The sequence below is a fragment of the Sphingobacterium sp. BIGb0165 genome (genome assembly GCF_024810095.1).
Classification (GTDB): Bacteria; Bacteroidota; Bacteroidia; order Sphingobacteriales; family Sphingobacteriaceae; genus Sphingobacterium; species Sphingobacterium detergens.
This window is the reverse complement of record NZ_JANUEB010000001.1, coordinates 811,525-836,430: the sequence shown is the minus strand read 5'-3', so window position 1 is coordinate 836,430 and position 24,906 is coordinate 811,525. Positions and strand designations below refer to the sequence as shown.

23 protein-coding genes and 2 pseudogenes are annotated in these 24,906 nt (G+C 36.4%); 9 read left to right on the top strand and 16 right to left on the bottom strand.

Annotation, left to right across the window (positions count from 1 at the left end; translation table 11 throughout):
- Positions 1-62 precede the first annotated feature (62 nt).
- Entirely contained in the window at positions 63-2,618 is a 2,556-nt protein-coding gene (locus M2408_RS03650) for an AAA domain-containing protein (protein ID WP_259179348.1), read from the top strand.
- 626 nt (positions 2,619-3,244) lie between these two features.
- Here M2408_RS03650 and M2408_RS03645 read toward each other — a convergent pair.
- Positions 3,245-4,372 (bottom strand): hypothetical protein, encoded by a 1,128-nt coding sequence (locus M2408_RS03645; RefSeq protein ID WP_259179346.1) that lies wholly within the window; start codon positions 4,370-4,372, stop codon positions 3,245-3,247.
- Positions 4,373-4,422: 50 nt separating this feature from the next.
- Between M2408_RS03645 and M2408_RS03640 the strand changes: the two genes are divergently transcribed.
- The gene (locus M2408_RS03640; protein WP_259179344.1) at positions 4,423-5,064 is read left to right on the top strand and encodes a hypothetical protein; all 642 of its coding nucleotides are present in this window, start codon (positions 4,423-4,425) and stop codon (positions 5,062-5,064) included.
- 92 nt (positions 5,065-5,156) lie between these two features.
- Here M2408_RS03640 and M2408_RS03635 read toward each other — a convergent pair whose 3' ends face one another.
- Entirely contained in the window at positions 5,157-5,501 is a 345-nt protein-coding gene (locus M2408_RS03635) for a hypothetical protein (RefSeq protein WP_259179343.1), read from the bottom strand.
- Positions 5,502-5,550: 49 nt separating this feature from the next.
- On the bottom strand, positions 5,551-6,057 hold the full coding sequence (locus M2408_RS03630; RefSeq protein ID WP_259179342.1) for a hypothetical protein: 507 nt from the start codon (positions 6,055-6,057) through the stop codon (positions 5,551-5,553).
- A gap of 142 nt (positions 6,058-6,199) precedes the next feature.
- Between M2408_RS03630 and M2408_RS03625 the strand changes: the two genes are divergently transcribed.
- Genes M2408_RS03625 through M2408_RS03615 form a run of 3 tightly spaced genes read left to right on the top strand, consistent with a single transcriptional unit; the run spans position 6,200 to position 8,320 of the window.
- Positions 6,200-6,988: a DUF2711 domain-containing protein gene (locus tag M2408_RS03625; RefSeq protein WP_259179341.1), complete on the top strand. Its 789-nt coding sequence runs from the start codon at positions 6,200-6,202 to the stop codon at positions 6,986-6,988.
- A 59-nt stretch (positions 6,989-7,047) separates the two neighbouring features.
- The gene (locus M2408_RS03620; RefSeq protein WP_259179340.1) at positions 7,048-7,662 is read left to right on the top strand and encodes a DUF4304 domain-containing protein; all 615 of its coding nucleotides are present in this window, start codon (positions 7,048-7,050) and stop codon (positions 7,660-7,662) included.
- A 46-nt stretch (positions 7,663-7,708) separates the two neighbouring features.
- Positions 7,709-8,320, top strand: a complete 612-nt coding sequence (locus M2408_RS03615; protein WP_259179339.1) for a hypothetical protein — start codon at positions 7,709-7,711, stop codon at positions 8,318-8,320.
- Positions 8,321-8,330: 10 nt separating this feature from the next.
- Here M2408_RS03615 and M2408_RS03610 read toward each other — a convergent pair whose 3' ends face one another.
- The 7 genes from M2408_RS03610 to M2408_RS03580 form a co-directional block, all read right to left on the bottom strand.
- Positions 8,331-8,606: a hypothetical protein gene (locus tag M2408_RS03610; RefSeq protein WP_259179337.1), complete on the bottom strand. Its 276-nt coding sequence runs from the start codon at positions 8,604-8,606 to the stop codon at positions 8,331-8,333.
- A gap of 210 nt (positions 8,607-8,816) precedes the next feature.
- Positions 8,817-9,335 carry a hypothetical protein gene (locus tag M2408_RS03605; RefSeq protein ID WP_259179335.1) on the bottom strand — a complete coding sequence of 173 codons (519 nt, stop codon included), beginning with the start codon at positions 9,333-9,335 and terminating at the stop codon, positions 8,817-8,819.
- Between the two features lie 126 nt (positions 9,336-9,461).
- Positions 9,462-9,809: a hypothetical protein gene (locus tag M2408_RS03600; RefSeq protein WP_259179333.1), complete on the bottom strand. Its 348-nt coding sequence runs from the start codon at positions 9,807-9,809 to the stop codon at positions 9,462-9,464.
- A gap of 515 nt (positions 9,810-10,324) precedes the next feature.
- Complete coding sequence (locus tag M2408_RS03595) at positions 10,325-10,792, bottom strand: GNAT family N-acetyltransferase (protein WP_259179332.1); 468 nt, start codon at positions 10,790-10,792, stop codon at positions 10,325-10,327.
- 206 nt (positions 10,793-10,998) lie between these two features.
- A complete protein-coding gene (locus M2408_RS03590) occupies positions 10,999-12,033 on the bottom strand; it encodes a hypothetical protein (protein WP_259179330.1) in 1,035 nt (344 codons plus the stop codon).
- Between the two features lie 370 nt (positions 12,034-12,403).
- Entirely contained in the window at positions 12,404-13,300 is an 897-nt protein-coding gene (locus M2408_RS03585; protein WP_259179328.1) for a GNAT family N-acetyltransferase, read from the bottom strand.
- A gap of 178 nt (positions 13,301-13,478) precedes the next feature.
- Positions 13,479-14,039: a GNAT family N-acetyltransferase gene (locus tag M2408_RS03580; RefSeq protein WP_259179326.1), complete on the bottom strand. Its 561-nt coding sequence runs from the start codon at positions 14,037-14,039 to the stop codon at positions 13,479-13,481.
- A 128-nt stretch (positions 14,040-14,167) separates the two neighbouring features.
- Between M2408_RS03580 and M2408_RS03575 the strand changes: the two genes are divergently transcribed.
- Positions 14,168-15,019, top strand: a complete 852-nt coding sequence (locus M2408_RS03575) for a helix-turn-helix domain-containing protein (RefSeq protein WP_259179324.1) — start codon at positions 14,168-14,170, stop codon at positions 15,017-15,019.
- A gap of 18 nt (positions 15,020-15,037) precedes the next feature.
- Here the strand turns inward: M2408_RS03575 and M2408_RS03570 are convergent, their stop codons facing one another.
- Positions 15,038-16,249: an MFS transporter gene (locus tag M2408_RS03570; RefSeq protein ID WP_259179323.1), complete on the bottom strand. Its 1,212-nt coding sequence runs from the start codon at positions 16,247-16,249 to the stop codon at positions 15,038-15,040.
- A 126-nt stretch (positions 16,250-16,375) separates the two neighbouring features.
- On the opposite strand from M2408_RS03570, the gene M2408_RS03565 reads away from it, so the two are divergent.
- Complete coding sequence (locus M2408_RS03565) at positions 16,376-17,245, top strand: AraC family transcriptional regulator (protein ID WP_259179319.1); 870 nt, start codon at positions 16,376-16,378, stop codon at positions 17,243-17,245.
- Positions 17,246-17,265: 20 nt separating this feature from the next.
- Here the strand turns inward: M2408_RS03565 and M2408_RS03560 are convergent, their stop codons facing one another.
- From M2408_RS03560 to M2408_RS03555, 3 genes and pseudogenes are all read right to left on the bottom strand, one after another.
- Positions 17,266-17,514, bottom strand: coding sequence for a hypothetical protein (locus tag M2408_RS03560; RefSeq protein ID WP_259179318.1), 249 nt, complete (start codon positions 17,512-17,514; stop codon positions 17,266-17,268).
- Between the two features lie 9 nt (positions 17,515-17,523).
- Positions 17,524-17,625 (bottom strand): annotated as a pseudogene (locus tag M2408_RS26330) (hypothetical protein); the annotation flags it as partial.
- Positions 17,601-17,924, bottom strand: a pseudogene (locus M2408_RS03555) (hypothetical protein); the annotation flags it as partial. The pseudogenes M2408_RS26330 and M2408_RS03555, both read right to left, overlap by 25 nt.
- A 488-nt stretch (positions 17,925-18,412) precedes the next feature.
- Here M2408_RS03555 and M2408_RS03545 point away from each other — a divergent pair.
- Entirely contained in the window at positions 18,413-20,674 is a 2,262-nt protein-coding gene (locus M2408_RS03545) for a WG repeat-containing protein (protein WP_259179314.1), read from the top strand.
- Between the two features lie 120 nt (positions 20,675-20,794).
- Positions 20,795-21,304 carry a fatty acid desaturase gene (locus M2408_RS03540; protein ID WP_259179313.1) on the top strand — a complete coding sequence of 170 codons (510 nt, stop codon included), beginning with the start codon at positions 20,795-20,797 and terminating at the stop codon, positions 21,302-21,304.
- Between the two features lie 583 nt (positions 21,305-21,887).
- Here the strand turns inward: M2408_RS03540 and M2408_RS03535 are convergent.
- Together M2408_RS03535 and M2408_RS03530 are read right to left on the bottom strand one after the other, a co-directional pair.
- Complete coding sequence (locus M2408_RS03535) at positions 21,888-23,360, bottom strand: TlpA disulfide reductase family protein (RefSeq protein ID WP_259179311.1); 1,473 nt, start codon at positions 23,358-23,360, stop codon at positions 21,888-21,890.
- Positions 23,361-23,410: 50 nt separating this feature from the next.
- Positions 23,411-24,904 carry a PKD-like family lipoprotein gene (locus tag M2408_RS03530; protein ID WP_259179309.1) on the bottom strand — a complete coding sequence of 498 codons (1,494 nt, stop codon included), beginning with the start codon at positions 24,902-24,904 and terminating at the stop codon, positions 23,411-23,413.
- Positions 24,905-24,906: the final 2 nt, after the last annotated feature.

Sequence of the window (24,906 nt, the reverse complement as noted above, 5' to 3'; positions counted from 1 at the left end):
GAAAGCAATATGGAAGTTTTTATAATTTTATAAAAGAGAGTGTAGTATTAATTAACCTTCAGATGCACAACACAAATAAATTCTCACAGAAAGAAGCCATCTACATTGATGGAAAGGACAAGACTACCGATATCCAGTCCTATTCTTTCGTAGGCGAGAAATGTATTGTATCATTCAAAAGCAGTAATAAAAAATATACGTACAACAAGGATAAAGTTCAGGTCATCAAATCTGCTTTGCAGAGCAAAAAAGCCCAGACAACTTTCAACTATCTAAAAGCGATTGCAGATGCCGTTGGACTTAAATCCGATGAAGGAAAAAACATTCTATCGGATAGCTACGACAGAATATCATTCATCCCTGAATATGCCATCCTATCCAATTATCTGAATGAAACGCAGCCCAAAAATTGTGATCTCCTCGCTCCTGTTGAAATCTTTCCTTTTGGATTCAACCTCAGTCAAAAAGAGGCTGTAAATAATGCCTTTGCCAACCCACTGAGTATTATCGAGGGCCCTCCGGGTACAGGTAAAACACAGACGATCCTCAATATAATCGCCAATGCTGTCATGCATGGTCAAAGTGTAGCTGTGGTGTCAAGCAATAACTCGGCAACGAAAAATGTGTATGAAAAATTTCATAAGAATGGTCTCTCCTTTATCGCTGCTTTGCTGGGAAGCAACCAGAATAAAAGGGAATTTATAGAATCGCAATCTGAAATCCCTGATCTATCCAAGTTTCAGTTAACGGAGAAGCAGCTGACTCGGTTAAAACAACAGAATAGTGAGCTCCTGCTACAACTCACCGAAAAACTAGCACAGAAGAACGAGCTGGCGACGCTGAAACTCCTTATTGAAAACATAAAAACAGAACAGCAGCATTTTCTGAATACTGTGAAATCAATGGCAGAATTTAAACTGAACAGTAACCTCTCATCAGATCGGCTACTGGCACTCTGGAATTCCGTCACCGAACAGGAACATACTGGCAAACAGTTTAACTGGTGGAAGAAACTAATCTATCGTTTCAGGTACCGTGTCAAAGATAAGGGCTTTTATACCTTATCACATTGGGACATGATCAGGATCGCTCAATCAGCTTATTACCGAACCAAAATTGCGGAACTGGCATCTCGTATCGGATCGTTGGAAAAGGCTTTACACAATTTCTCTTTTGATGCAAAGATGCGCGAGTATACGGAAATCGCGATGCGGCTTTTTAAAAATGTACTTTACAACAGGTATCAGCATAAGGATCGTCCAATATATCAGGAGGCTGATCTGCGTGGTAAGTCCACCAGTTTCATCGAAGACTATCCTGTCATCATGAGTACCACCTATTCCCTGCGCAGGTGCCTGGCTGAGCATACGGTCTATGACTATGTGATCATTGATGAATCTTCACAGGTGGATCTGGCAACGGGTGCATTGGCCCTATCATGCGCCAAACGTGCCGTTATTGTCGGTGATCTCAAACAGCTGCCGAATGTAGTGGATGCGACAATGGCCCAAAAGACGGATGCGATCTTTCATGCATTCAAGCTGTCTGAACCTTATCATTATGCGAAAAATAGTTTGCTTGCATCCATCACACAATTATTCCCGGATGTCCATAAAACACTACTGAAAGAACATTACCGTTGCCATCCAAAGATTATTGAATTCTGTAACCGAAAATTCTACAACAATCAGCTCATTATACTCTCGGAGCCTACAACGGAGCGTGAACCTCTTCTAGTGTACAGGACTGTAGCCGGTAATCATGCCCGCGGACGGATGAATCAGCGGCAGATTGATGTTATCCTACAGGAGATCATTCCGCAGCAGCAGCTTGCTTCGGTTGACCTGGGTATTGTGACGCCTTATCGTAATCAGACAAATGCCTTGCAGGGTACATTTGCGGGTACGGAGATTATAGCTGACACGGTTGATAAATTTCAGGGTAGAGAAAATGATGTGATTATTCTTTCGACGGTCGACAATGAAATTTCCGAATTTACAGATAACCCTAACCGACTAAATGTGGCAATCTCACGGGCTAAAGACCAGTTGATCTTATTGGTGCATGGCAATGACTCCGAAAACGAAAGTAATATCACCGACCTGATCCGCTATATCGAATACAATAACTTCACGATCATACAGAGTAAGCTGCACTCTATATTTGATTATTTGTATAAAGGCTATGAGGAAAAGCGGCGTAGGATCTTGTCCCAGAAGCGTATCAAATCGGTATTTGACAGTGAAAACCTGATGTATACGTTGGTGGGTTCTGTATTATCTGATGACAGGTTTTCAAAATATGATGTGCTCCTCCATTTTCCATTGCGGAGCCTGATCGACGACTATGCCTTATTGACACCAGATGAAATGAAATATGCAAGCCATCACATGACGCACCTGGATTTTCTGATCTACAACAAACTTGGAAAGAATCCGGTCCTGGCAATCGAAGTGGATGGTTATGCTTACCATACAAGCGCAGGCCGTCAAACCGAACGTGATTTAATGAAAAATACTATTCTGGAAAAGTATAGTCTTCCCCTACTCCGCTTTTCGACTACTGGAAGCAGTGAACGGGAAAGGTTGGTCCAGAAGTTGGAGGAGATAATGAATTAGAAATGGATTAATTTCAATTATATTTCAAACAAAATATAAAACACTTAATATCAAAAAGTTGAAAAATATAATTTGTACCCTAGTTTGTTAACGTGATAAATATAAAAAGCTATGTAAGAAGCTGTTAGATTGATTTAAAGCAATTTTAAAGGATTATAACCTGAGATGTTTTTTTTGATCTTAGATATTCATCTAGTTTAAAAAAAAGCCCCTTGACGAAGTCGTATAACAAGGAGCAAAATAGACTAAGTGCAATCGCAATAAATGATTCCATATTTTATTTCCTTAACATATCAAATATACACTATTTCAGTTTGTTTCCTGATATTCCAAATAAAAATGATTTTCTACAATCACTATTTTGTGAAATCAAAATAGTGATCAACCTAACAATATTTAAACAGCTGGTAATGTGTGTAATAGAAATATGGCTTGTTTTACAAAAATTGACAGGTAAAAAGATTAAAAGACTGGCAAACTAGTAGTTACATTAAATCTGTATAAATATGATACCCTATATTTTTTTAAAATACTTTTTTCAATCTGGAAGAAAAGCATCCTAAACACATCATACAACAATGAACATATTATGCTTAATGTAATGGTAATAAGAATTTCCATATTTTCTATTTGATCAAATTTACATCTTTTTTCTTCCTCATAAATCGAATAAAACTCTTGATACTAAACCAGGTTTTTTCACGAATTCCTTGTTCAAAGTCTTCCGATTTTATTACTTTCTCGATCTCCTCTATATAGATATATTCAGTGCGTTTACCGACAATAAATTTGGGACCCATTTTGCTTCCCAATAATGAGCTAAATCTCCGATATTTATTTATATCAGTAATACGATAAACTTCATCATTCGCAAGTAGAACCACGTCTCCAACTTCTAAACGATATTTTAGACCCGCATTTGGATTACCTTGAGATTTTTGGTAGCAAAGCGTATAAAGTTTATTCACACCTTCATTAAAATTATAAAAACTATCTGGATTAGATGGGCCTTCATTCTCAATTTTGGATTTCAACATTCTGATATCAAAATGTATCGCCGACTCTATACCAAAGTCAGCAAAGTTCATCGGGATCTCGTAATCAATCAATTTCTTCCTCAAATCAAATAGACTCCCACTATATAGTTGTTCCATTAGTTCTGTATCCGAGACAATAAAGTTGCTTTTTCTAAGTTTTTGTGAAATCTTTATTATTGATGACAGGTTCTCAAACTGATTTATGTCTGCTTCAATCTCCGTATCGAAATAATCTTCATAAGTATTTCGGCTATAACGTATCCTATCAAAATATCGCTTAACAAACCAGAATTTCGATTCTTCTTCCAAACTATCAATTTTGATCATCGAAATGGGGAAATTTCTCGATAAAGTATCTAGCGCAACAGTACACATAACATTATAAATTTGATAAAAGTTATATAATCTATCCCAATACCCCTTTTCGGACGGAGAATATTCATTTCCTTCTAAAAGATAACTACCAAATGACGAACTTTCTTTGCCAATGAATTGAAGTAGATCTGCTGTGACCTTTTGCTTTACTTCAGGAAACTTTAGATCATCCTCACCGTTAAGGAGCATGGTGTCAATCTCTACATAATAGTAGGTTCTACCATAACTCGTATCTTCCCACGCTTTGATCGTTATGGAACCGATATAGTCTTTCAAAAAAACTGCATCAGCTATTCTTCTATTAAAGTATTGGATGAGGGTCAAACCATCTTTATCTATCATAAGTTGATCTAAATTAATTTCACTACTTTAGTATTATACGGAATAATTATATGTTTAACTATCTTTCAAAAATTGGGGATTATAGTATCAATGATATTAGAAAGATACTCAATCTTAAAGACAATAAAAAAATTGACCCTATAACTATTGCCAACAAACTTTCAATCAACAGCAAAGAGGCTTTGAAGTTAATATCCTTTCTAAAAAAGGATAAATATATTATTGAGGTTGGGAATTCAGGATTATGGATCAATTCGATAAAAGGTAATTATTTAGTAAATATTGAAATACCAAAATTATTGAGCCAGCAACAAGGAGGTTTACTTGTGACTGAAGCTATTGACCGAATAAAGACGGTGAATTCAGATGATAAATTTTTGTATAATATTATAGAAGCTCATTTAGCCACAGCTTACTTATCTCATACTGATTTAATTGAAAAACTAGTAATTTATGTCAAATTTGCGCCAAAAACTCTAAAAGCGGAGGATGTAAAAAAGTATGAGAAGATCAATAAAAAGGAATCAAAACGAATTAATTCGACAGTATATACACGAGCAATATTCTCATATGTATTTATTCTGGACTATTTGAAATCGGGGAAGCACCTAATTTATTTTGATCAATACAACTCTAAAGCTGAGCTTTTGAAAGAACGACTTCAGATTATATATAAATTGGATCAATTTTAGCAAGTCTAAGCTATAGGATTTACAGACATCGCTTCATTAACAACCATTATCAAAACAAAAGAGAATAACGTTTCTTGATCGTTTTTATAGTCTCAAAAGTAGAAGTACACACCTGTTTTTCTTGATAAAGCTTCTTCGAATAAATAAATTATTTTTTCTATTACTTTTCTGGCAATTTCGTCCTTTGCACTGATAGCCCTTAAATAGCTTAAACCCATCTCAAGCTGTTTGTCACCGGTGATCAACTCATCTTCAAAATCATCAATGTTACTTCCTAGAATTTCATTCAAATTAGAAAAAACACCGTCGCAATTTAATGCATTAAATTGCTCCTCTGTCAAGGCCAACTCAATTAAGTCAATAGCTGTAGCCTTATCATAATCTAATAATTCTGCCGCTTCTTTATCTTTTGGGCTAACTATATAACGTTTTTTCATTTGTAATATTTGGCTTTATTCAGGCTGACGAAATGGGAAGTTTGTTGGCTTAAAAATGTTCTTCATGTGTTCTTCCTACTACGTACCTGAAATAAATATTTGGATATAGAAAATATTCGCCCGAAAACTGCTTCCCAGAAAAAAGGAATAAATTCAGAAGATCGTATGATGAAATCCTCGATCTGCATTCACCGATTTTCTCAAAATCAATACAGAAGGGGATTAATACAGGTTTAGTGGAATGCCCTATTTTTTTAAGATCAATATAAATGCTCTTGAAATCAAGTTCATTTTTTATTGTTTGCATATGTTCTACAAATTTAGGATGAGCACTATCCGAGAAGCTTAAAGATTGGATCTCTCCAGAGCTATCAAAAATAACTTTAATAAGTGTTAAAGTTGAGGCACAATTATCTTGAAGGATCTGAGGATAACTCAGAGTACTCATTACACTTGCATAAAACTTTTCAAACGAGGGAAAATCGGCATTCTTCTGTCCAAAAGCTTGTAGTGTAGTTAGAAATAGCAATATAGCTGCGAAAATATTCTTTTTCATAATTTAAGGTGTTTGTTGACATTTTTTACTTTATACCCCAGCTCATAATCAGCTAGAATTCGGGATCTATCATTTTCAAGTTTTTACAAAATTACATATATTGGATTTGAAATAAAGGCTATACATATTTGACCAATATTTTATGGGTAACATATTTGACGAGGAAAAGTTATATCCTTATGAAGGAGCAATAAAAAAGCATTTCGAGGATCATTATGACAGCGTTTTCATCGCACTCCTCCCCTTCTTTCAACTTGACAGAAAGGAAACTGATAAAGCTAATCTAAAAAAAGCAAAGTTACTATCGCACGAAGAAGCGCTGAAGGAAATTGATTTAATAAAAAAACTTCCCGAAGCGAATAGGGAAATCTATAGTTACGACAATGACCGATACCCTGCCGATGAAGAAATTTTTAGGAAGGGTAAAGTAACACCTTGGAAAAATATCGTGAACGGTTCTGGTCTTGCAGGTTATCCGGAACTCAATACAGCCTTAAGGACATCTATAGGCGGGCTAAACCGAAATTTTACGAGACCGGACCTCATGGAAAAGCTTAACAACTTTACAGACAGCGAAAGTATCTATCATCCGACTGAAGGTGAGTATAGTATGCTTTCAAAGATCGCTATCTATAAAGCTTTCAAACTCTTGGGAAAGAACCAGATCCTGATAACGGACGAGTTTTATGAAAATACCACAACTGTGGATCTTGATCAATTGACCGAATATGAATTCTGTGATGAGATCGGCGGTAAAGATTATTACCTATACCCAGCTGATAAAGAAGCTCTGTTTACCATTGAGTGGGATAGCTTCTTCTTTCTCATCGCAACAGATCATAAAAAAATGGATAAGCTTATCGCTAGCAATTTGTTTGAGGGTTTTCTGTGTAATGACAAGACCGAACATTATTGGGAATACAGCACTTAGGTATAAAATAAAGTTATAGCCTGAAACAAATTCAGTACAATATAGTCCAACAGTCATATATGAAAACAGAAAACCAAGAAAAATTTGACAGAATCATAAAAGAAAGCTTTATTGAAATTTTAAAACCTCTTGGATTTAAAAAGAAGGCCAACAACTTTTATCTGCCGCTTGAGAAAATCGGTCACATCATAAATATTCAAAAAAGTAGTTATAGCACCAAAGACGATATCCGTTTCACCATAAATGTCGGAATATTTTCACCCGAGTATTGGTTAGCTCACTTTAACTATAATAACAATGATATACCGGCATTCCCCACCGAACCTGAATGTTTAATAAGAAAAAGAATTGGCTTTATGAGAGGGCTATCCGATACTTGGTATACTGTAACAACGACAACAGATGTTGAAGAACTAGTTGCTGAAATGAAATATAATATTTCAGGCTTTATTTTACCATTCTTGGAAAAATTAAACACTGAACAAAAGCTTATCAACGAACTGGAAACTTCCGAGCAAACCTTACTAAACACCGCCGCTAAAATGACATTTTTCGCAGAGCTAAAGCTCCTGGATAAAGCTAGAGCTGAATACAGGAAAATATTAAAAGAAAGATATAATCCGCAACAAATGGCAAGCCTCAAAGAATATGCAGAACAGCAGGGTTTAATTTAATAAAATAGATTTTTTAATTGGCATTTTATACAGCGATCAAGAAAGGATGAAGATATTAGACTTTTTCAGAATATTTAAACGAAAGATTGCATCAAAAACTAAGAGAAATGCATACTTGCCCCTGTCTTGGGACGACGATTATTGTCAAATTGAAATTGTCCCCGCCGAAAATAGGGAGTCTATAGAGAAGAGGATTGCAGAAGTAAAAATTCTCGCGGATCAATCAAGAGAGGGTCTGGGTTTTACTGAAATATTCGAAGTCGGCCAGATGTCTATAACGACTTTTTCAAAAGAAATCCTAACAGAGCCGCTGAGTCAACTATTAACAAATTATAAATTTGAAAAAGCAAAAAGCATTAACTATGTCGGCTATAAAATAGCCAACTGCGAAACAACATCGACTAAAGCTTTTGGTTTCTCAAACTTCACTATATTTTTTGATACAGAAGAAGAATTTGTAAAACATATTTGGCTTTCGATCAACGCAACAGCTTCTCGAACGGAAATTTCACGAGAACAATTCAAATTGATTAAAGACGCACTATATAGCTTAGGAGAAGGATACGAAATGGTTTTAGCGGACTGGAATAGCTTGCAATTAATCGATTTAAGCAACAGAAATCAGATTGACAAATACCTTAACGGTTACTGGAAATAGTATTCGAAGATCAATCATCCCTAGTTCCATTTTCATAATGATAATGTTCTTGACTTGCGAAAGTAAATTGTTGGATAAAATTGGCTTCCATTTGAGCTTGTTTTTTCACATTGAAAAAATCATTAAATAAGGCCCAATCATAGACCCCTTCATCTATTGGATACGCTGTTAAAACTCCTGATAACTTATGTCTACTTATCCATATTTCCGCCTTTTCAATTGAAGTAAAAACTCCACTTGAAAACCGCCCTCCTTCTCCATGAAAAACCCAAACTCTATCTAACATATTACTTTTTTTAATTATCCTGGGAATCTAGTATGCAGGACAGTCCGACCTGAACTCTTTTCGATCTGATCGAAATCTTCTATCTTTTTACAATTATTAAAAATAACCATTTCGATGTGCTCACATTCGTTTACATCCTTTACAGATTGTAAGTTTCTGCCGTAGTCGATACGATTTAAAGGAGGCAGTTTGGCTAGATCTCCTTTTGATCTAAAAATAACCTTTATTAAACTCACAAATTTTAATTGTGCTCAATGTTTCATTTTGTAGGAAATGTTCAATGTTGTTCGCCTTTAAACGATCTTTTTTTGCAGGTTTAAATTTGACTGTACCATAATTTAGTTTAGAAAACTCTATCCTTAATTTCTCAATTTCTAATTTATGCATTTGTTCTCCATCTTCTAAAAAATTATCCAAAAGCAATAATTTCTGACATAAAAAGTATACTTTATCGTCTTCCAAAATAACATCTCTCTTGAAGGAAGATAATAATGAATCTTTAATTTTATCCCACAAAGACTCTTTACCAATAAAAATCAAATTATTCAATTTTTTAACATCTAATCCCAAATTATCAATGAGATAATTTGCAACTTTTTTAGGAGAAATTTGGCTTAGATAAAAATCCCTCAGATTATCAAGATGTTCCCACCTACTTCTATCTAATGAAAGGTCAACTTGATTCAAATAGGCATATAAAAATACTACAAAAGAATAGTTAATTTTCATCTTTCTAATTCTGATATGTTTACCATTTCCGCCAATTCTTATTAAAACCGGCTTAGTTCCTTTCAGATCTAATGGAGCACTTCAATGTATGAAAGCTGGCTCGGCTGATCTATGTTAGATTTTTCATCATAACTGTTTTAAATCCTTTAAAGTAAAATTTTGAAAAGTACAGTCCCATTCATCGGACCCATAAACGAACAGTTCTAAACTATGCAGTTTAAAATCTGCTATATTTCCAACAAATCCAATACCTGGATCAATTCCTTCGGTTATTATGATTTTGTCGACCGACAAAATATCCTCTGAAATTGGGAGGATATCTTCTTCGTCATAATACTTGAAAAATATATACTGCCCTACGCCGGTACATTCCCTTTTTACAACATATAATTTTTCTATATGGCTAGTTAAAGCCTGATATTTCTGTGCGAAAACAGAAAGCAATTCTGATTCTAAAACTGTCAACTTATTCATAGCTATACTAAACTTCATAGATTCTCTAAATAATACGGCTTATTATTCAATTGCCCTAGGAGATTTATAATCTTAATACTAGGCAGAAACATCTGACTCCCTTTCTTGAGATTTGGTCGATATCTACACTAAGCCCTATAATAGCATCAACTCGATCGCCTGTGCACGTTGCTTGAGCAATTCGCTCAGGATCCATTGCACTTCAGATTGTGCATGGATAACTCCGAGCGGTAATGCATATTATTCCTTTTTTTTCATTGTCTTAAAAATGAACAGCAGTCTGTCGAGATCTTTAGTTGATTTTGCATTGCCAAACATGTGAACCAATTCATTCCACCCCTCGCCGCTTTTACTATACATTATGCTTTGAATTGAATAGTCTCCATTACAGTTATAAATGGTCCAGCTTACATCTTGATCAAATATTTCATTTTTAAGATGCTCGGTTTTGCAATTTTTGCTTTTAGCTGGAAATTGGCTAGGATGATTATCTAAAGAGCCCCGAGATTAATCGGTTATTCAATTTTCAATCGCATAGATAAACTGTATGGCTCAAAACCCTCGTGCAGATACAGTGCCGCAGCGTAAGCGTTTTTAGACAAGACACTTAACTCCACATAGTCCGCTTCGTTTTCCTTTGCCCACGTTTTAACGCGATCAATCAATGCTTTACCAATTCCCATTCCACGCATATCCGTATCAACAACAATGTCCATTAAATATATACATTTCAAGGGTACGAAACAATTGTAAGGTGGGCTCTCCTGTAATTGTGTAATTGCAATTCCTTTTACCTCATCATCTGCTCCATATACAAATGCTGTAAACTGATCTTCTCCGGCGATGACTCTTTGCAAAAAACTTTCGTCCTGATCTGCTGTCTGCATATAATCGGGTTCATGATGTGCCATCTCTTCAAAGAGTTGGAAATAAAGGTTTTTTATCTTTGGCAGATCTGTCTGGACTGCTTTTCTAATTTTCATACTTTTATAACTATATGTTTTGTTTTTTCAGATTCTTTAATGGCCAAATTCTGCACCGAATTTTACTCCTATGAAGCTGCATTAAAATAGCTTCGGGAGCAAAAAAATCTCATCTTTCGGTTTGTAGTCAATAATTCTCTTTGATTGATGTTGGCTCTATAACAATAGGTTCTACAGACGAATAGTTTGCAGAACCTATGATATAATTACCTTAAGATTATCTCAAATTTATCAGAAAGAACTGTTCTGATCTTTTCCTGTATGAGATTGATTTCTTCATTGGAGAGCGTACGCTGACCTGATCGATAGGCAATTCTATAGCTGAGTGAGGTCCTTCCCTCCTTTTGGAATTTATCCTGAAGAGTAACGTCCTCAACCAGATCAAGGCCTTCTTCACGGATGATCTCGCAGAAATTATTATATTCAGACCAAATTTCATCTTTATTTTCGGTATACCCATTGACCCAGAACGATATATCCTTAAAAACAGGAGGATATTTAGAGTATTCCTGGAATTGGGCAAGGCCATTGTTAAATTGTTTTATAAAACGTTCGTCTGTAGTCCATAAATAGCGAATGTCTGGGATATCGCAATATGAGAGTACAAGACGGTCCAGGCCTAATCCAAAAGCCCAACCTGTGGCTTCAATATTGCAATTTTCCAGAATCTTAGGGTGGATCACACCCGCTCCTAGGACTTCCATCCAGTCTTCATTTTGATAAACCTCGATCTGTACCGAAGGCTCTGTGAACGGAAAACTATCATCCAGGAATCTATAATCTTTGCCTGGGTACAAATATGCAATTAGCCCCGATAACGTACTTTTGAGGTCAGAAAGAGCATCTGAACCTTTGGGTAATACCTTCACCACCTCCATTTGATGGAAAACGGGATAATGTGTGCGATCAATCGTATCTTTTCGATAGACGTCACCTGTAACGATAAAACGCTTATAGCCTCCTCTTAATAATTCGTTCTGATGTGCAGAAGTTTGTGTTCTTAATACATGAGCCGAATCTACATAATATGTATCATTAGTAGATCGTGCGGGATGATCCTGCGGCACGAGCAACTCATCAAAATTGCCTTTGATACTAACAACTTCATTTAAATCGTCGAAAGGTGTAAAATCGTGAAAATAACACTGGATTTTCTCTTTCAACTGACAGACAGGATGTAATTTATTCTGATGTAATTTTAGACTACGCTTTTCATTTATAGTCTTTGGGATATTATTCATATCTACTAGTGTATAGGCTGCGACAGTCTGTCGCAATACATAATATTAAAAATTCGTGAAGTAAAATCTGATGTTGATATCCGTGCGTAACGGACATATCTGTTTATCTCGGCCCTAGCGGGCCAAAAAAGAAAAAGGAAAATACTAGATGGATGCTACAATTCATTCAATATAAAATGTACTACAAATATATCCCTTTTCAATATACTAAAAATTGTCCATTAAAAGGAATAAATGTGCAAATTAACGGTAATTAATTTAACGGTCCTAACTAAACTTTGTGATCAGGCAATACTTACTTGTTGTCAACCTTAGCTGTGATCATCGATAATGGTCGCCTTCATAATGATTAATGCTCAGAATGTTATATTTAATAATGAGAAGTTATTGGAAAGACAAAGTTCTCCATAAATAGATCCTTTTTGTGTTCAGGATATATGTAAAGAGCATCATCATCGAAAGGATATTTTTCGACCTCAAGTTTTCCGCCAAAATCTGTATCCGGAACAAAAAAGAAACTGACCTCTTCCGTATGTGTTTTAACTAAAGTAGGAATTAACTCTTCTAATTTATATGGCCTACTTGAAAAAATATCATAGATATTGAGGTCTTCTTCTTCAAATTCCATCAACACTAAGCAGTCTCTTTTTTCTGAATAATACAAAGAATCTTCGAACTGCAATACAAAATGATAGGTCGCTAAACAAGGATTCGGCTCAAACGAAAGGGTATTTGACAGAAATCTATGGTCTTTAGCAAATCGCTCCAAGAGATTTTTATCTTCGCTGATTTGAATAGAAAGTTTTCTCCAATCGGAACTTACGGGTTCAAAATCTGTTAAATCTTTAAGTTTGAAACTACTTTCATCTAACCTAACAAAACCAAACTTTGGGTAAAAATCTAACACCTCTACATTAGCAAATAGGTATATGAATTCATATTGCCCACGGAATTGACTCATTACATGATTCATTAGATAACGCGACAGTCCCTGACCTCTAAAAGCTGGATGTGTCATCACTGCACTAATCTGTAGAACTTTATGGGACCGCCCTTGTAAAATCATTACCATAGGAGATAAAGATACATTTGCAATTACCGTATTATCCTGAACTATAAAAAATGGTATAAAAGTATTGTCCCAGTACCCCATTTCATACCATAGCATATAATCTCCATCAAGACAGATATCATATAGCTTGTTGAAACTAAGGAAATATGGCACCATCTCCTCCAATCCGGAATAAACTTTTCTATTTGTATCCATTGTAGTTAGCACCTTTTTATTTTTTGTATCTATTCAGCTTTCTTTCCCAACGCTCTATTCTATTTAACTTCATAAAGATTTGATGTTTTGTGGCTATTTGAGCTTTGACCTCCAAGCAATTATTTATCCCTATATATACATAAATATATTACAAGCATCCCTATAGAGATGCTTGCGATTAGAATGAGACCTTGCCATGGACAGCCATTGTCCATTCATCACGTGTCATCCTGCTGATATGTTCTGTACGTATGTCATTCATTAACTCATTTAAGCTAGCTTCTTCCACATGATGATGATGGAAACCACATTTTCCTTGTGCGATCTTTGACTTGGCGTTTCCTTCATAATAGCCGGACCAGATATTTACTAATCTCAAATCTTCGAAGCCATAGCGTACCACTTTGCCGATTGCTTCGGGCATTATGCCTTTACCCCAAAATGGAACACCTAGCCAATATGAAATTTCGCCTTCCGACTCGGTGATTGGAAAGTTACTTTTCTCCCCTAAAATCAAACTAATCATCCCAATAGCAATGTCGTCCTCTTTAAGTGTGATTGCAAATACTCCGTCTTGCGAAAATATGTTTTTGATTACCTCACTACTTTCTTCAACACTCTTGTGGGGAGGCCAGCCAGCAATTGGCCCTACTCTCTCGTCCTTAGCATACTTGAATAAGTCTGCTGCATCAGCATCTCTGAATGGACGCAAAATCAATCTTTCTGTCTCTAAAATCATATCATTCTATTTTTAAATGTACGTGGCAAAATTACAGTCTTTATTGAATAGGGATATAGCCAAAATTTTCGCAAAATGGGTACTTTTGAAAACAAATCATACTTACTTGCCATAAATAGTCTAAATTTATGGTAAAAATAAAAAGTACCATAATGAGCTACACACCGGATATTTCCTTGGGAAAAGAGGAACTAGCACTAGGAGAAAGTAATCTTTGCCAAAGTCTGGGATATCCCCTACGGCTCGGCTATACTTCCTTAATTGTATGTTTGGAAGGCACTTCCATAGTTAGCGTTAATTTTAAGAATTATCTGCTAAAGACTAATGATGTATTGGTCCTGGCTGAGGATTATATTACAGTGGTGCAACGGGTGTCCGCTGATTTCAAAGCATTCTACTGTCTTGTAGATCGAAGTTTGGCTGCAGAAGTAGCCTTTGATTTACCTAATCAACTATTCTTGTTTCTACATCAATCCCCACTTTGCAGACCCCATGGTCAGGAAGTCACCCTATTACATGGATGGATAACGCAAATAAAACACATCAAAAATACATGCACAACACATCAGCATATTATGTTGCGGAATAGTCTACAAAATTTCTTTCTCAAAATAGCCGAAAGCGTTTCACTGACAGAAATTAATGTTGAACATCAATACAGTCGAAAGGAATTGCTATGTTGGAAGTTTTGGGAGCTTATCAGTCAGCATAGTACCGAGCAGAGAAATGTCACATTCTATGCAAATAAACTGAGCATTACTCCCTATTATCTTTCTCAGATCACTAAAGACTTTTTAAATGATTCACCAAAGGATTTGATTGACAGGCAAGTTATACTAGAAATTAAAGTACTCTTAAGGACGACCGAACTGTCAATCAAACAAATTGCTGATCGACTTTATTTCGAGGACACATCATATTTGGCTCGCTACTTCAAAAGGCAAACAGGGATAACTTTGACAGCATTTAGAAGCAACTAAGCGATTGCGGTTTACTTATCATTCTATGGGTGCTTTCTCCTTATCCAATATGTCCATTCTACCAGCCATAAAAATCATAACAATACCGAAAACCGACAAACACAGATATGAATACCTGAGGTCAAATAAATCGGAGATAAAGCCTATCATGGGTGGTCCCATTAAAAATCCAAGAAATGCTATTGTTGAAATCAGCGTCAATGAATTCCCAGCACTGATGGCCTTATGCTTGCCTGCTACACCATACACAGTAGGCACACTGCAGGAACTCCCTAAACCAATGACCATAAAGGCGATTGTGCAGAGTACTACTGTAGGATAGAAAACTGAAATAATTAGTCCTGTACTCATCAATATCCCGCATAGCTGAATCAAACGTTTCCTACCCATTTTGGTGATCAGCCAATCACCAAGAAAACGCCCTGTGGCCATCATGAGTACAAAAGAAGTATAGCCCAGAATGATCAGTTGCTCAGGGGCCTTGACGATATCCTGAAAATAAACTCCGCTCCAATCGAACATGGCTCCCTCAATTGCCATACTCAAGAATCCTATCAAACCTAATCGAATCAAGGTTTTGTCAAGATATCTGAAAATAGATCTTCTGTCTTTACGAACGCTTTTTACAGGTATTACATGTAGCAGGAAGTTGATATTGAATATCCATATTGATACAACGAGGAGGAAAATCACACTGAAATGAATCAATGGTGTTTGATTCAAATTCAATAACAGCAACCCTATCAATGCGCCAATAAAACCAGATATGCTCCAAGTACCATGAAAAGAAGATATCATAGGTTTTTTCAAAATATTCTCTAACTCGACTCCTTGGGTATTCACGGCGATATTAGACAGATTGCCTACTACCCCAAAGAAATATAGCGCGATGGCAAGCTGTATATAGCTTGTCGCCGTACCAATGATAACGAGTATAAGTGGGTATAGCAAGAAGCTGTATTTGATAGCATTTTTGCTTCCAAAATGGTTAATTAATCTGGCCGATAAAGGCATTGTGCTAACCTGTCCGACGGGCATAAGCAATAAAAGCGTACCTAGTTCAGCGTCTGAAATACCTAAATTAGTTTTAATAACAGGTATCCGACTAGCCCAGGAAGAAAGTATCAGTCCATGGGAGAAAAAAAACAGCGAAATAGCTATACGTATCCTATTTTGCCCCTGGAAAGCTTGTTTTTGGTCATTCATTGTGAAAGTTACTACTGCATGCATTGATTTGCTAGCAAATGTAGACGATGATGGCAAGGAAAACATATTCGGTTTTAAGGTGTTTATGTTCAATTTTAGATATTCACATAACTTTAATAGTGCCGTTTTGTACTTTTACAAGAAAAAATAGTGGATTTATTAAAGATATCCGATCTTCACACCGCATATGATGTAAACTATCCAAATAAAATGGATGGACTGATTATTATAGACACTTTACCACTGCAAATACAGCCCTATTTAAGATCAGCACAGAAATTTGAAGGACTAATCCTGTTATTTTGTAAAGAAGGTACGGCAGTGTTGAAAGTCAATAACGAACTCTGTACTGTCGATCAGAACAAAATACTCATCATATTGCCTGAGATGCCCATTGAACCAATGGACTGGAGTACGGATTTTGGGGCTGTCCTTTTTGTGATGACCTATGATTTTATCGATAAATTTACTATTCTACCAGAATTCATAAACAATACTGAAGTGTTGAATATGCCTGTCATTCACCCCAGTGAAAAAGATCTCTTATTGATTGAAGATATAGTTCAACTGCTTCAGAAACATTACGTGCTTCCAAAAACAATTCTGTTAGAGCAAATGATACAGTACCTGGTTTTTTCTTTAATTACCGCCGTAGCACAGGCGTACCCCACACTATCAGATAAGAATAACCTGCAAAAAAACAGAATCAATGATATAACGGATACATTCTATAGCTTGCTAAATAAACATGGTCATATACAACGTAATGTTTCCTTTTATGCTGACCACCTGCATATAACACCGCAACATCTAAGTACATTGATCAAGAAAAAGACAGGTAAATCTGTTAAATCATGGATTGAATTTGCTATTATTAATAAAGCAAAGGAATATTTAAATAACACATCGCTATCCATTAAGCAAATCAGCGATGAACTTGAGTTTGCTGACGCATCACTATTCTGCAGATATTTTAAACGCTGCACAGGACAGACTCCAAATACTTATAAAAACAGGTAGTTGTTTTGTCAAAAAAAGTATCAAATCGATATTTCACAATTAATGAACACTGAAAGTTCGTTGTCTTCCATTAAGGTATCGCCAAGTGGTTTTTCTGCTCTTGCAAGATTAATAATTTGCATTCCTGGCTCAGGCGGTGCTATAGGTACGTTTTTACAAAATATGTTACGCAGGAATTGGGATGCGTTTTCATTCATTATAGCATCTGCTACTCCTGGTTGTCTATTGAAGTGAACGAAATAGAAGTCGCCTCCAAATATTGTTTCCATAAACTCAATCTATGGTTTTTCTCCGCGCTCTTGATAAGGTAAAGCCAAGTCTATTATTTTATTAATCCGTTCAGGATGCAATAGTGCTAAACTCCAAACAATATTTGCACCCCAGTCGCGGCCGACAAAGGTGGCATCCTTGTAACCAAAGTGATCAAGTAGTCAATAAGATCACCGGTCAAATGTTCAAGGTCATAATCCGTTATTTCAGTCGGACAGGATGACTTATCATAACCGCGTTGATTTGGGACAATGACATGGTAGCAAGCATCAACAAGAGCCTGTATCTTTTTGATATAGGAAGGCGTCTCGCTCAACATTTCAAGTGGATGACATACCTTACATGCCCGATATCCGCTGGTCGACCTAAAGAATACGTTATTGTCAGATTTCGGTTTTCTTGCGTGACAAGATGGCCGACAAGTCTATACTTTTAAAAGTCCTGCTTTTTGGAGACAGGTCACAATTGTTATTTTTCATTTCAAATTTAAAGTATTTCTCGTGTACCACTCCAAAAGCATTTATAAATCGCTAGGTTTGTTTTTCGATTCGCTAAATGTATAATTGATAGATGGTTTTTCTGCAATCTGTAAAATTAAAAATGAGGCCGGAGGGAAATATTTAAAAATTTCGCTGTATTCAGGGATGTTTTTGTAAACAGGATAAGCGTAGTTTTGGCAGACGACGTTCTTTATGGCATACAAAAAATTGCTGGGCCTTTTACACTGTTAATTTGTCGCTAATCTGAGTAAACGTGCACGATCGAGATTTTATGCTTTGGGCGTGAAAGATGAAGTTACAGTTTTTATGGACAGCAAATCTCATCTAAATCCATTGGTATCGAACATGCAGGAGCTGAAATTTCCTTTAAAAATAATTTAATAGACGAATAAAAACGATGATCAACAAACTTATATTATTATTCCTCATACTTTCCACTGCCGGTTCAGCAAGAGCCCAGACCCCTGTTATCTTTGATGCTATCGGCTTTGGTGATTATCGTACTCCTTTTGTAAAAGTGCAAAAAGAAGGTAAAATTTATTTCTGTCATCCAGTTACTGGATTGTTGGTTGATGATGTCAAAGATCATTCAGGTGATTTGCTTTCTGTAGTGAAAGACGGAGCATACGCAGTGATCCACAAAAATGGAAAATTACTAAGCAACTTTGATTACGATGAGGTGACTTTACCCAGCCATTATGATGGGCAATGGTATCCGGGAATCCCTTACAATTACCAGTTTGCACAAACGAAAAAAAAGGGAATGTATGGGCTTATCGATCTAGAAGGAAAAGTAATTTCCAAACCACGTTTCCAGGCCCTGGAGATCATCAATAAAGATATCATCGGTTTTAAAGAAAACAATAAATGGGGATGGCTGCGTGCAGCGGATGGTGAAATTATCCAGCCCCCCATCTATGATGAAGTGGGCAAGAATTATCTGTTTGAGGATATGCTTCAAATTCATCTTAATGGAAAACAAGGAATAGCAAATATAAGCGGTAAAGTAGTTGTTCCTCCAACATATGAAGACTTGAGCTACATCTTACTTAAAACCAAAAAGTATACAGCATTTTTTCAAAATAAGGCCTATGGCCTGATTGATTCGCAGGGGACTGTAGTACTTCCTGCAGTTTACAAATCATTAATTCCGGTGAGAGGTAGTGACTTTCTTAAGATTGAAGAACATGGGTTGCAGGGGCTGATTGATGCTGCCGGAAAAGAAGTCACCCCTCCATTGTATGATAGAATAAATGATTTTGTAAGAGGTCATGCTATTGTAGAAAAGGCGGGAAGAATGGGGCTAATTGATGAAAGCGGCAAATTGTTATTGTCTCCCCAGTATGACGAGATCCAGTTCAAAAACTCAGCCGGACAGACAGTTTTTTATGGTGACCGTGTATCACTCATGCCTGCTGTTGCAAATGCTTCAAAAGAATACCTTGAAAGGATAGCCGCCGAAGCCAAACTGGATGCGATGCCCTATTATCTGCATGTAAAAGACAAGGGTAAAGTAGGAATTTTCGATTGGGAAAACGCAAAACCTATTTTTCCCACAAATTTTACGGAAATTGCCATCGTAAACCAGCATGGAGAAACTTATTTTTATGCTGTAAATGGGAATCTCTATGGAATTTACGATAAACTGGGTAAAGAAATATTACCGCCAGAATATCGCCTACAGTCCGATATCTATATCAATCGAAGCTATACCTATGGCGATCTTAACGACAGTCCTTTTATCTTCCCTGTTTATGATGATAAACGACTGGGGATCTACAACAGTCTAAAGAAACAGTTTATTGTTCCAGTAGGCGATGTAGAAATCACGTGGTTAAATGCACGAATTTTTGAGATTAGGAGGAAAGTGGAGGAAAAGAGCTATACCAAAGAATCGGCAGTATACAATAGTGATGGACAAGTCTTGATACCCTATACTCAAGATATTTATCTCCTAAAGATGCTCAGCGATAAGCTCCTACTGGCAGAACAAGGATCCAAATATGTCATTTTTAATATGAAAGGTGAAAAAGTGTTTGAACGTCCAGAATGGAACAGAAATGGCTACTACAGCAGTTTTAATATACCGGAAAATAGAAAAGAAGATGCCAAACCTTTTCAAAGCGAACTTTTCAAGATCAATATTAAGGGAGAAAATCTATTTATTGATGAGAATGGAAAGCAGGTTCGCTTTAACGACTTTGCCTATGTTGGTGAATTTTATGACAACCTAGCGTGGGTAGCGAGTAAAAAAGGAGATGAAATGCTTTATGGATTGATTGATACGAAAGGAAATGTGGTTGTTAATCCTCGATTTGACCGTCTGGAAGTGATTAATGACCATCCGGATCTCATGCTGATAAAAGAGAAAGGAAAGTATGGTGTGCTGAACCGTCAAGGCAAAATTATACTTGAGCCTATATATGATATGATCGATAACTTTTCGCCTGAGCTAATGGAGATCAGGTTAAAAGACAAATCTGGCCTTGCAGATAATGATGGAAAGATAATTTTAGAGCCTAGGTATGATAATTTAAGAAGAAATTATGAAGGTGAAAACCGTACATGGCCAATTCTGGCTAAAAAAGGCAATGTGTTTTCATTTATTAATAAAGGAGCAGACAGACCGATGGTAGTGGGAAAATCGAAAATTAACTAAAAAAATGCAAAATGTCTACTAATACTTTCCGTTATTTTTCTATATTGTTTTCTAGCCGATGTCAATCAACCGATATCAAAAAACCTGACCGAAAGCGACTATAATCGGGTCAGATTACTCATGCAACATACTGGTGTACCTGGTAATTCCTACGAGCAATACAGAATATGGGGATCATATGTAACGCCTCTGTACGCAGTATTGTCATGGTTGCTGAACTGGTCATTCTGGTATCTTGCATTTTACCTTATCGGAGGAAATGCGTTGGCCTGTAGTCTCTTTGGTGCCGCAGGGTTTTGGGCGATAGGTGTGCGGACCTTTAACTATGAAGGGCACGCTAAGGGGAAAGACAAACAACGTGAAGGAATAGATTTCAGTATAAATGATAAATCTATCAATCAGCTCTGGCCCGGAATTGTAGCTGGAGAATGGCATAATAATCACCACCTTTTTCCAAAAAGCGCACGTAGCGGTTTCAGGCCTCATCAGGTTGACCTTGCATGGTACTATATCAAACTGATGCATAAGATGGGTGCAGTGACAGCCTATAGGGACGACAAGAAACGTTTTTATGAACAATATCATAATCCTTACCTCATATCAAAAAGAGAGGGAGATAATATTTCTTAGCCTTTGATCTAAATTCTTTAATAAAAGAAACTAGATCTTTCGTTTTATCCCGCCGCTATCTTGAAATGTGTTAAAGTGATATATCCAACACATTTCAAGGTAGTGATTGGCAGATTACCTTACTCCAACCAAACCCTTTTGTAATGAAGAACTACGCTATAAATATTAAACAAACTTGGCGCTAAAGGGCGTGCAGCAACAATCGCCCGGACGCTGGTAAATTCAATCAGGCAGGCATGTCCGGCCAACCTATTTTTCAACCCTACTATTGGAGCATGTGATCAGCGAAATAATATTTATGATGATTGGGCCTCTCAATATTATTTTGTTTACATATATGATGATGGCACAACTGAACGTGATTTAATGAAAAATACTATTCTGGAAAAGTATAATCTTCCACTACTCTGCTTTTCGACTACTGGAAGCAGTGAACGGGACAGATTGGTGAGGGAGTTGGATGAGATTAAGAGATAAAAAAGAGTTGTCTCACAAAGTGTGTAATAAAAAACACAAGATCACTTCGAACTTCATATTTCTATAAGTTACACACTTTATGAGACGCTATCCCCACTTCCTATACCTACCCTTTCTTTGCCAATTCTATCTTAGCTGAAATTTCATTCACGATTTTTTCAACATCAGCTCCACCACCTGAGCTTTGAAAACGGATAAATCCTTCTTTATCAATAACTACTTTAGTAGGTATTCCTTTTACACCGTATGCTGATACCGCAGACTTTTGGGTGTCTTTCATCTCGTCGAATAAAACATGAAAACTATACTTATTTGATTCAATAAAGTTGTTCACCAACTCTTTGTAGTTTGCCTCTTTCTGCCAAGTATCGATAAATAAAAATACAACATCCTTGTCGTTAGCATATTTGTTTACCGCAGCCTGCATTCCTGGGAAAGACATTTTACATGGCCCACACCAAGTTGCCCAAAAATCAAGAACAACAACCTTCCCTTTCAAACTTTTTAATGAAACTTCTTTTCCCTCCCGATCAGTCAGCGAAAATTGAGGTGCTTCATTTTTTACCATTTCGGATTTCAACTTCGTCAATAACTCTTCATTAATACGCAAATCCAATTCTTGTAGATAGCTTGTGGTATCGGAAAGATTATTGTTTAATTTCGTATATAGCGGCATTATCTCCTTCATAAGTGCTGAGCTTTTGCCATTGGAAATTGCCTGTCCCTCCAATAATTTAAATGCATCAAGGTTTTGTCCCTCAGACTTCAACACTTTTGTATAAGCCAATACAGAGGCCTCAGAAGGTGAATCTCGGTGCACAAAAGATAATACGTCCAGTGCTTTTTTCCCTTCATTATTACCTGATAAAGCCTCGGCATATTCCAAACCGATCGAACCAAAATACGGTAAGTCTTCGTTGTTTTTTGTCCCTTCAGTTTTCTGTCTTTTAAGTTCAGAATAAATGGATTCCAAAATAGTGACCACAAAACCATATTGTTTCTGGTTATTTAGCTCATGCACGACCAGTAACAAATTACTGATATAGTTATCCCTCGATTTTAACAGATCAAGATAATGACTAACTTTATCCATATTTTTTTCCTTAGCATATTCCTGTGCTACCATCCCCATACCATAAGCATAAATTCCTCGCTTCTTCTCGTCGAAATTTGTCTCCGGAAACTTCTTTACCAATGCTTGAAACAACTTTTCTTTTTGGTCCGCAGACTGCGCTGGCTCGTCGAATAATTTTTTAAAAGCCTCGTTCCGAACGGTCAATCCTTTTGGAAATTTTTTAGTGATCCCTGCCTTAATGGCATCTCCTTTGTCTGCCATATCCAAATTTGAATAGAGTCTGGCAGCGAGCAACTGATCAGCCTCTTTTTTAGACTTTTCCAGATAGCCTGCCTCTTTTATAATTTCGGCTTTAGATTCCGAAGTGTTCTTCGCGAATAATTTATTGAGATATTCATACAGTTGTTTTTGCGTAATATCTTTTTTGGCAGCTAACTGCCCAAAGGCAACTTGATTTCCCAGTAATAACATGGGAACAATTAATTTCATTGATTTTAAGTTCATTTTTATCTTATTTTATTTGAATCAACAATGATGTCTAAACGCGTAATTGGCTAATAAAGACGTAATATATCTACAATCTTCCCTACCCCACTAAAATGGTAGGTCTGTTGAAGGGGACCCTGTATAGGCTGAGGAGTAAACACGTCGATTTCCCCCGAATCAGTCGCCGATCCGTATGTTCCCACAAATAATTGCCCTTCAAATTCATTTTGATAAGAATAGGCATATTGCGGTTTTTCCATCCGCAAAAAAGTTATATTCCTATTGGAATAGGTCTTCATCAATTTGACGGTTTTATTTCCGGCATCGTAGCAATACAATTTGCTACCTACCGCGTAAAACAAATAACCATAAGATCTGCTGACAGCAAATGCACTCGCGTTGCTTAGTTCTGGCAAATTAAGTTCTTCATATGATATTTGCTCTCCAATAGTCGTTCTATATCCTGCAGAGAAGATCCCCAAAAAATATTTTGAGTCATCATTGTTCTTAAGTAATGCATAAATTTCACCTGAGTTATTGGTCGTATAGGCCATGTATATCAATTTCTTCTTAATATGGTAATCAAACAATTTGCCTGTTGGAAGCTCCGAACAGCCTAAGTTACCTGACCGGTAGTTGTAGAACTTTTGTTTTGCATCATCAAATACAACGAAATTTCCATCATAGGAACTGGTCATATAGGGGGCGATCCACTTAGATGCTTTAAATATTTCATTAGCAGATCCATAATTATTGATAGGAACATTAAATGGGCCTTCGACAAATGAAGCGCTATAAATATTGTTATTTGCAAAGAGTGCAGTTGAAGATTGGAAGCCTTCAACCATGTATGTTGGTTTAAAATTATCGGGTGTATGATTTCCTATTTTAAACTCATAAACAATATTCATGGTAGGACTATAGTTGAATGACTCTAATGAAAACCTATTGGTACCTCCAGCTGTTCCAACATAAACATTATCTCCAAAGAAAGGATTGGTAATCCGACTAAGAAAATAGGGCGTACCGATAAGCTTCAAAGCAGAATTTGTTTTACCTAAAATATCTTTCACAGCACTGAACTGGCCGTTGATATTAACGATCATATCCAAACGCGGTGTCGTATTGTCGCCTGTCAACACCAAAAATCCGTTCTTAAACTGAGATGAAATGGTTACCTTAAATAGTTTCGAATAATAGATTCCGGTTGATTTTTCAGTTATTTTATACATAAACTCATAGCTACCTGATGGGTATCCCATTTTTGCGTTACTCAGGTTTCTGGTTCTGGCTATCGTATCTGCATTATGGGGTTGCTTAGTAACCGTTGCGTCACCTAGGTTGACCCATATAAACTCATATTTTGACTCGTCAATGGATTGTCCATCATGCTCTATTTCGGGACTGATAGACAATAGATCAGTATTGAGTACACTATACTCATTTTCTATTTTTCCAATAGAAACTTCAGCAATGGCTGTATATGTAGCATCGTCTTTTTTACAAGCCCACAGACCTAAGATAAGAAAGAAGATAATTGGGGTGAATTTTAAACTTTTCATAT